Consider the following 7,356-nt stretch of genomic DNA (forward strand, 5'->3'; position numbering starts at 1 on the left):
CGGCGGGGGGGGGGGGGGCGGCGTGGGCTGTGGGGGGTGTTGGCTCCGCCGCGCCCCCCGCCCCCAAGCTTTTTCACCCCCCCGCCCCGCGCGGGCGGGGGGGGGCGGGGGTGGGGCGCGGGGGGGGGGCGGTGGCTGCCCGCCCCCCCCACCCCCCTCCCCCCCCCCCCCCCCCCCCCGCGGGGGGGCGGGGGGCGGGGTCGGTCGTGACTCAGATGCCGCCGGTGGCGAGCAGGCCGCCGTCGACGCGCACACAGTCGCCGGTGATCCACGCCGCCTCGTCGGAGACCAGGAACGCGATCAGCCGGGCGACGTCCTCGGGGACGCCGAGCCGCTTCAGCGGGTATACGCTCGCCGCGCGCTCCTCGTCGGCGGAGTACAGCGCGTCGGCGAACTTCGTCTTCACCACGCCCGGCGCCACCGCGTTCACCCGGATCTTCGGTCCCAGCTGCCAGGCCAGCTCCTCGGTGAGCCGGATCAGCGCCGACTTGGACGCGCCGTAGGCCGAGATGACCCCCGAGGACCGGATGCCCGCGACGCTGGCCACATTGACCACGGCGCCGCCGTGCTCGGCCATCCACGCCCGATACGCCTGCTGCACATAGCCGAGCGAGGCGACGACGTTCACGTCGAAGATCTTGCTCACCGCGCCGAGATCGGCGTCCATCAGCGCGCCGTAGACCGGATTGATGCCGGTGTTGTTGACCAGGATGTCGAGCGAACCGAACTCCGCGACCGCCCTGGCCACCGCCTCGGCCCTGGCGTCGGCGTCACCGGCGTTGCCCGCGAGGGCACTCACCTGCCCCGCGTGGCCGAGCGCGCGCAGCTCCTGCGCGGCGGCCTCGAGCGGTTCGGGTTTGCGCGCGGTGATCAGCACGTTCGCGCCGCGGCGCATGAGTTCGGCGGCGGTGGCCAGGCCGATGCCCCGGCTCGCTCCGGTGACGAGGGCGGTCCTGCCCGCTAGGTCGGTTGTCATGGATCGAGAGTAACCACGCTCACACCGGGCGGCGCCGGTTCGGTGGCCGAGTTCGGCGTCGGTAAAATGGGTGGTTCTCGCCGAGCCCGACGGTGCACGATGGGTCGGTTCGGCGCCCACCTTTCTTTCCGACACGAGGAGAAGCCCTGTGATCACGGCGACCGACCTGGAGGTCCGGGCCGGAGTCCGCACCCTGCTCTCGGCCCCCGGGCCGGCGCTGCGGGTGCAGTCCGGCGACCGGATCGGACTGGTCGGGCGCAACGGCGCCGGCAAGACCACCACCCTGCGCATCCTGGCGGGGGAGGGCGAGCCGTACGCGGGAAAGATCGTGCGCTCCACCGATATCGGGTACCTGCCCCAGGACCCGAAGGAGGGTGACCTCGACGTCATCGCCCGCGACCGGGTGCTCTCCGCACGCGGCCTCGACACGCTGATCCGCGACATGGAGAAGCAGCAGACGTTGATGGCCGAGGTCGTCGACGAGAAGGAACGCGAGAAGGCGATCCGCAAGTACGGCAGGCTCGAGGACCAGTTCTCCTCGCTGGGCGGCTACGTCGCCGAGAGCGAGGCGGCCCGCATCTGCAACAGCCTCGGACTGCCCGATCGGGTCCTCGGCCAGCAGTTGCGCACCCTGTCGGGTGGTCAGCGCCGCCGCATCGAGCTGGCGCGCATCCTGTTCTCCGCCTCCGATGGTTCCGGTGGCCGCTCCGATCGCATCCTGCTGCTCGACGAACCGACCAACCACCTCGACGCCGACTCCATCACCTGGCTGCGTGGCTTCCTGCAGAACCACGACGGCGGGCTCATCGTGATCAGCCACGATGTCGAACTGCTCGAGGCCGTGGTGAACAAGGTGTGGTTCCTCGACGCGGTGCGCGGTGAGCCCGACGTCTACAACATGGGCTGGAAGAAGTACCTCGACGCCCGCGCCACCGACGAACAGCGCCGCGTGCGCGAACGCGCCAACGCCGAGAAGAAGGCGAGCGCGCTGCGTCAGCAGGCCGCCAAGCTCGGCGCCAAGGCCACCAAAGCCGCTGCGGCACACCAGATGGTGCGTCGCGCCGAGCGGTTGATGTCGGAGCTCGACGACGTGCGCGTGGCCGACAAGGTCGCCCGCATCCGCTTCCCCGAGCCCGCGCCGTGCAGCAAGACCCCGCTCATGGTGAACAACCTGACCAAGCTCTACGGCTCGCTGGAGATCTTCACCGGCGTGAACTTCGCCGTCGACAAGGGCAGCCGTGTGGTCGTGCTCGGCCTCAACGGCGCCGGTAAGACCACCATGCTCAAGCTGCTCGCCGGAGTGGAGACGCCGACCTCGGGCGGGATCGAGCAGGGCCGCGGCCTCAAGGTCGGCTACTTCGCCCAGGAGCACGACACCCTCGACGACCAGGCGACGGTCTGGGAGAACATCCGGCACGCCTCGCCGGACGCGGGGGAGCAGGAGCTGCGCAGCCTGCTCGGCGCCTTCATGTTCACCGGCCCGCAGCTGGAGCAGCCGGCGGGCACCCTGTCCGGTGGTGAGAAGACCCGCCTCGCGCTGGCCGGTCTGGTGTCCTCGGCGGCGAACGTGCTGCTGCTCGACGAGCCGACCAACAACCTCGACCCGATCTCGCGCGAGCAGGTGCTCGAGGCGCTGCGCACCTACGCGGGCGCCGTCGTCCTGGTGACCCACGACCCCGGCGCGGCCGAGGCACTCAACCCGGAGCGGGTCATTCTGCTGCCCGACGGCACCGAGGACCACTGGTCCAACGAGTACGCCGAGCTGATCGACCTCGCGTGAGCCACGCCCGACCGGTGTGTCGGGCGTGAAACGCTGTGTCGGGAGGGAACTCGCGGCCTCATGGTGAGTTTGATCACTGTTTTCGTTGATCACCGACGCTGGAGTGTCTAGCCTGGAATCAGCTGCTCGGCGACTCGGAGGAAGCCATGAGCGACAGTGCGAGACAGGCCGCCAGATCGGCCAAGGGCAAAACGACGATCGGCAAGGGCACGCTGGGCAAGGGCACGCGCGTCACGGGCAAGTCCCGTGACCGGCTGCAATCCCAGCTGAAGAAGCAGTACGAGGCGGGCGCGAGCATTCGCTCGCTGGCCAGGGCCACCGGCCGATCGTACGGCTTCATTCACAACGTGCTGGTCGAATCGCACGTCGAGTTGCGCGGCCGCGGCGGCGCCAATCGGCGCAAGAATCCGGCCGACTGAGGCGCGGTCACCAACCGGGCACGGCACCGTCCCCGCGCACCAGCAGGTGCGCCAGGCTGGTGAACAGCGGCAGCCCGGTCTTGATCTCCAGGTAGGCGAACTGGCCCTGCGGGTTCACCTCGAGGAAGTAGTACTCGCCGTCGATACCGAGGCGCAGATCGACAACGCCGAAACTCAGCCCCAGCGCGCCCATGAGGGTGGCCAGAGACTTGCTGACCGAGGCGGGCAGCCGGTCGGGCGCGAACCCGACCGAAGTGTCGAGCCGGGAGTCGACCCGCCCGACACCGGCCTGCGAATCGATCCGCACGGTCCACTCGACGCCGTCGACCCACACCACCCGCAGATCGCAGGTGGCCTCGACGTAGTCCTGGAACGTGGTCGGTGTCGACCGGATCGTGGCGAGCCTGCTCAGCTCGGGCCGGGTGATGATCCTGGTTTCGGAGAATTCGCCGCGGCCGGTGCCGGTGCGCTTGTACACGACTGGGCCGGAACGGGATTCGACGAAACTGCGGGCCTCGTCCGGATCGTTGGTGATCAGGGTCTCCGGAATGGCGAAGCCCGCCCGCTGCGCCGTCTCCAGCTGGACGATCTTGCGGCCGGCCGTGCGTTCGGCGGCCGGGTCGTTGACCCAGTAGGCCGGGATCGACCAGAGCATGCCCTGGATGAATCCGTCGCATTCGGCCTGGCGGAACGCGTCGTCGGCCGCGCGCACGCCCTGCGGGACCCGGCACGGATGGGGGCGGCGCCACCAGACCGCGCGCACGTCGTCGAGACCGTGGATGTGCGCGAGCGCGCGGTTGGTGCCCGCCTTGTCGAGCCGGAAACTACCGGTCTCGGTGGGGAAGTCACGCAGATCCAGCCGGATCGGGTCGAGCCGGTGGTGTTCGCGGAGCGTGGCGGCCAGCGCATCGGCGTGCAGGTCGTCGGATTCGGAGACGATGAGCACCGCGTCGGTCGCGCGTTCCATGACCCGTGGCCGTTTCAGTCGAGACTGTCGCAGTTGATGCCGTCGCGGAAGGTGAACGTGGCGCCCGTGACGCCGCCGCGTTCGGCGATCCGCAGCTTGGCCGCCCAGGTGCGGGTGGCCTGGGCCAGCAGGTCGTCACCGAGGGCCTCGGAGGGATCGGTGGCCAGGGTGATCGGCCGGTCGACGAGGTCGACTCGCATCCGGCGGGTGAAGTCGGCGGTGGCGCCTGGCCGGATGTCCACGTGCACCTGCCGTTCGCCGGCCCCGGCGTGATCTTCGGTGAGCCGCAGGACATCCCGGCGGTCGAAGGTCCACGTTCCGTCGTCCACGCGCACCGAGATGTCGCGATCGGACTCGGCCACCAGCAATCCGCGCAATGCGGGACCCCGATGCCGGGGTGACGCGGTAGCGGGGAGGTGGATGGCGTCGGTCATGGGCACTCACTCCGATCTTCTCGTCTGCTCGCGATTTGCCAGAACCCCCGAAGGTGCTTCGGATCATAGCGTGCGCGCGGGCGTCGCCGAGGGGGATCGCGAGATTTGCGGAGTGCCGGGCAAACCGCCGAGCGGCGCGTGATCGCCTAGCGGGAACAGAATTTCGGACAACCGGGACGCGGATCGCCGCCTCACCTCGGCAATCGATCAGCTAACGCGCCGGGCGGCGCGACGGCCCGCGTCGCCCCGGAATTGCTGGGGGAGGCGGGCCGTGCCGCGCGGGTCAGAGGCCGAGGAGTTCGGGGTGTTCGGCGAGTCCGCGGAAGTGGGTGGCGGGATCGGCGATCAGCTTGCGCTCGGTCAGATCCATCGCGCCGGCCACCACGGTGATCTCCGCCGACACGGTGCCGTCGAGCTTGCGGATCTCGTGGTGGAAGCGGAAGACCTTGCCACCGTCGAAGTCGAGTTCGCAGGTCACGGTCACCTCGTCGCCGCCGCGCAGCTCGCGGCGGTACTTGATCGTCGACTCCAGCACCACGGCCCCGATGCCGGTGGCGAGGAACTTGTCCTGCGGGATACCCGCCGCGCGCATCAGCTCCCAGCGGGCGTGCTCGCCGTACTGGTGGTAGACGGCGTGGTTGAGATGCCCCTGGGTGTCGAGCTCGTAGCCGCGGACGAGGACCGGTACGGAGAACGTCATACGCCGTAGAACCGCACGCTTCGGCGTGGATGTTCCCGATTCGGGTGCAATGTCGGCCACACTCGTGCGGCTTCGGTATCAGCGGCGATGGGCCTCGCGTTCGGCGCGCCAAGCGGGCGCGTCGACGAAGTGATTGTCGAATTCCTCTTGGGCTGCGAGGAATTCGTCGTGCGTGCCCTCGCCGCGGAGCAGGCGGTCGAGCAGGCGGAAGTACTCGAAACGCTGCACGCCGGGCATCAGCGCGATGAGGATGCGCGCGCCGCTGTCGGGCGTCGCGCCGAAGGCGTGCGGCATGTGCCGGGGGACCACCAGCGAGCCGCCCGCGCCCACGGTGAGGATGCGGTCGCCCGCGAGCACCTGGAGTTCGCCGTCGGCGACGTAGAACAGCTCGTCGGAGCGGGTGTGGAAGTGTGGCGCCGCGCCGTCGGCGCCCTGGTCCATGGTGACCTCCAGGGTGCTCACGGCGCCGCCGCTGGCCTCGGCGTCGGTGAGCAGGCGCAGGCGGACGGAATCGGTGCCGAGGGTCTCGGCCTGCTCGGGCAGGCAGAGGGCGATGTCGCGCTGGTTCGTCATGACAAGTCCATTCGCTGGCTGATAATTCGCCACCGAACTATATCTCGGCGAATAGAATCGTGTCCATGGACGAACCGGACGCCGTGGACGCCATCGCCGCCCAGTGGCGGCGCGAGCGACCCGACCTCGACCTGACGGCGATGGCCGTCTTCGGGAGGCTGGGCAGATTGATGACCGTGGCGCTGGCACGGATCGAGGCGGTGTTCACCGAACACGGCCTGCAGCGCGGGGAATTCGACGTGCTCGCCGCACTGCGCCGCGCCGGTGCGCCGTACGAGCTGAACCCGTCGGTGTTGGCCGACACCCTGATGCTCTCGCGCGCCGGCATGACCGGGCGCATCGACCGGCTCGAGGCGGCCGGGCTGGTCCGGCGGATCGCCGACGCGGCGGACCGCAGGGCCGTGCGCGTCGCGCTCACCGACGAGGGCCGGGCGCTGGTCGACCTGGTCGTCGGCGACCACACCAGAAACGAGACGGCGATGTTGTCGGTCCTCGACCCCGCCGACCGGGAATCGCTGGACCGCATCGCCCGAATCCTGTTGCGGAGCCTGGAGAACTAGCCGATCCCGGACACCGCAACTATCGCCGGGCAAGATCCCGGCGCGGGCAATCGGCGCTCAGGATTCCTTGCGGCGCACCGAGGCCTCGACGAGATCGAGGACGGCGGAGAGGTTGTCGTCGGTGTGGCCGGAGGCGATGCGGGCGATCAGACCGTCCAGGACCAGGTCGAGGTAGCCGAGCAGGACGTCGGTGGGCACGTCGTCGCGCAGCGCGCCCGCGGCCTTGCGGCGCTCGAGGCGGGCCAGGGTGGCCGCGGTGAGTTCGGCCGAACGCTGGGTCCAGCCCGCGCGGAACTCGGGATCGGTACGCACGCGGCGCGCGATCTCGAGCCGGGTGCCCAGCCAGTTGAATTCCTCTGGGCGAGCGAGCATGTCGCGCATGACCTGCACGATGCCCTGATTGGCCGCGACCTCTGCCATGCGCTCGGCGTCGTCCTTGGCCAGGGCGAAGAACAGCGCGTCCTTGTCGCGGAAATGGTGGAAGATCGCGCCGCGCGAGAGGCCGATCGCCTCTTCCAGGCGGCGCACCGTGGCGCCCTCGTAGCCATATTCGGCGAAGCAGCGCCGCGCGCCGTCGAGGATCTGGCTGCGCCGGGCGGCGAGATGGTCGTCGCTGACCTTGGGCATGAGTCCTCCAACGGGGATACACGGACCCCCGCCCCGGGAACCGAGGCGGGGGTCGATGACGAATCGGCTTGTGGCCGAACAAGTATGGGTGAGTTCCGGCGGAAACCCAGCCATGTCGGGAGCGAGCCCGACGAGCGACGTCCGGGGCCCCCCCCCGCGGGGGGGCGGGGGGGGGGCGGGGCGGGCGGCGCCGCCGAGCCGGGCGCGGCGATGCTCACCTCGACGTCGTCGTCGATGTCCTCGACCACCTCGGCGTCGACCTCGACGGCGGGATCGTCGTCGTAGTCGTCGGTGTCGTCGTCGTGCTCGTCTTCGTCGTC

Annotated in this window: 9 protein-coding genes; 3 read left to right on the top strand and 6 right to left on the bottom strand. The window is 70.2% G+C overall.

What is annotated here, in order from left to right; translation table 11 throughout:
• Positions 1-211 precede the first annotated feature (211 nt).
• Positions 212-976, bottom strand: a complete 765-nt coding sequence (locus QH270_RS03860) for an SDR family oxidoreductase (RefSeq protein WP_110035468.1) — start codon at positions 974-976, stop codon at positions 212-214.
• A gap of 148 nt (positions 977-1,124) precedes the next feature.
• Between QH270_RS03860 and QH270_RS03865 the strand changes: the two genes are divergently transcribed.
• Together QH270_RS03865 and QH270_RS03870 are read left to right on the top strand one after the other, a co-directional pair.
• Entirely contained in the window at positions 1,125-2,756 is a 1,632-nt protein-coding gene (locus QH270_RS03865; RefSeq protein WP_110035467.1) for an ABC-F family ATP-binding cassette domain-containing protein, read from the top strand.
• Positions 2,757-2,902: 146 nt separating this feature from the next.
• Positions 2,903-3,175, top strand: a complete 273-nt coding sequence (locus QH270_RS03870) for a helix-turn-helix domain-containing protein (protein WP_280338929.1) — start codon at positions 2,903-2,905, stop codon at positions 3,173-3,175.
• Between the two features lie 7 nt (positions 3,176-3,182).
• Here QH270_RS03870 and QH270_RS03875 read toward each other — a convergent pair whose 3' ends face one another.
• The 4 genes from QH270_RS03875 to QH270_RS03890 all read right to left on the bottom strand — a co-directional run bounded on the left by QH270_RS03875 (position 3,183) and on the right by QH270_RS03890 (position 5,849).
• Positions 3,183-4,142, bottom strand: coding sequence for an MvdC/MvdD family ATP grasp protein (locus QH270_RS03875; RefSeq protein ID WP_280338930.1), 960 nt, complete (start codon positions 4,140-4,142; stop codon positions 3,183-3,185).
• A 14-nt stretch (positions 4,143-4,156) separates the two neighbouring features.
• A complete protein-coding gene (locus tag QH270_RS03880) occupies positions 4,157-4,576 on the bottom strand; it encodes a hypothetical protein (RefSeq protein WP_110035465.1) in 420 nt (139 codons plus the stop codon).
• A gap of 283 nt (positions 4,577-4,859) precedes the next feature.
• Positions 4,860-5,276 (bottom strand): acyl-CoA thioesterase, encoded by a 417-nt coding sequence (locus tag QH270_RS03885; protein ID WP_280338931.1) that lies wholly within the window; start codon positions 5,274-5,276, stop codon positions 4,860-4,862.
• Positions 5,277-5,354: 78 nt separating this feature from the next.
• Positions 5,355-5,849, bottom strand: coding sequence for a cupin domain-containing protein (locus QH270_RS03890; protein WP_280338932.1), 495 nt, complete (start codon positions 5,847-5,849; stop codon positions 5,355-5,357).
• A 65-nt stretch (positions 5,850-5,914) separates the two neighbouring features.
• Here QH270_RS03890 and QH270_RS03895 point away from each other — a divergent pair, with 65 nt between their 5' ends.
• Positions 5,915-6,409 (top strand): MarR family winged helix-turn-helix transcriptional regulator, encoded by a 495-nt coding sequence (locus QH270_RS03895; protein WP_280338933.1) that lies wholly within the window; start codon positions 5,915-5,917, stop codon positions 6,407-6,409.
• A gap of 57 nt (positions 6,410-6,466) precedes the next feature.
• On the opposite strand, the gene QH270_RS03900 is transcribed toward QH270_RS03895, so the two are convergent.
• Positions 6,467-7,036 (bottom strand): TetR/AcrR family transcriptional regulator, encoded by a 570-nt coding sequence (locus tag QH270_RS03900; RefSeq protein ID WP_110035461.1) that lies wholly within the window; start codon positions 7,034-7,036, stop codon positions 6,467-6,469.
• Positions 7,037-7,356: the final 320 nt, after the last annotated feature.

Source organism: Nocardia neocaledoniensis (genome assembly GCF_029868625.1).
In the GTDB taxonomy this organism is placed as follows: Bacteria; Actinomycetota; Actinomycetes; order Mycobacteriales; family Mycobacteriaceae; genus Nocardia; species Nocardia neocaledoniensis_A.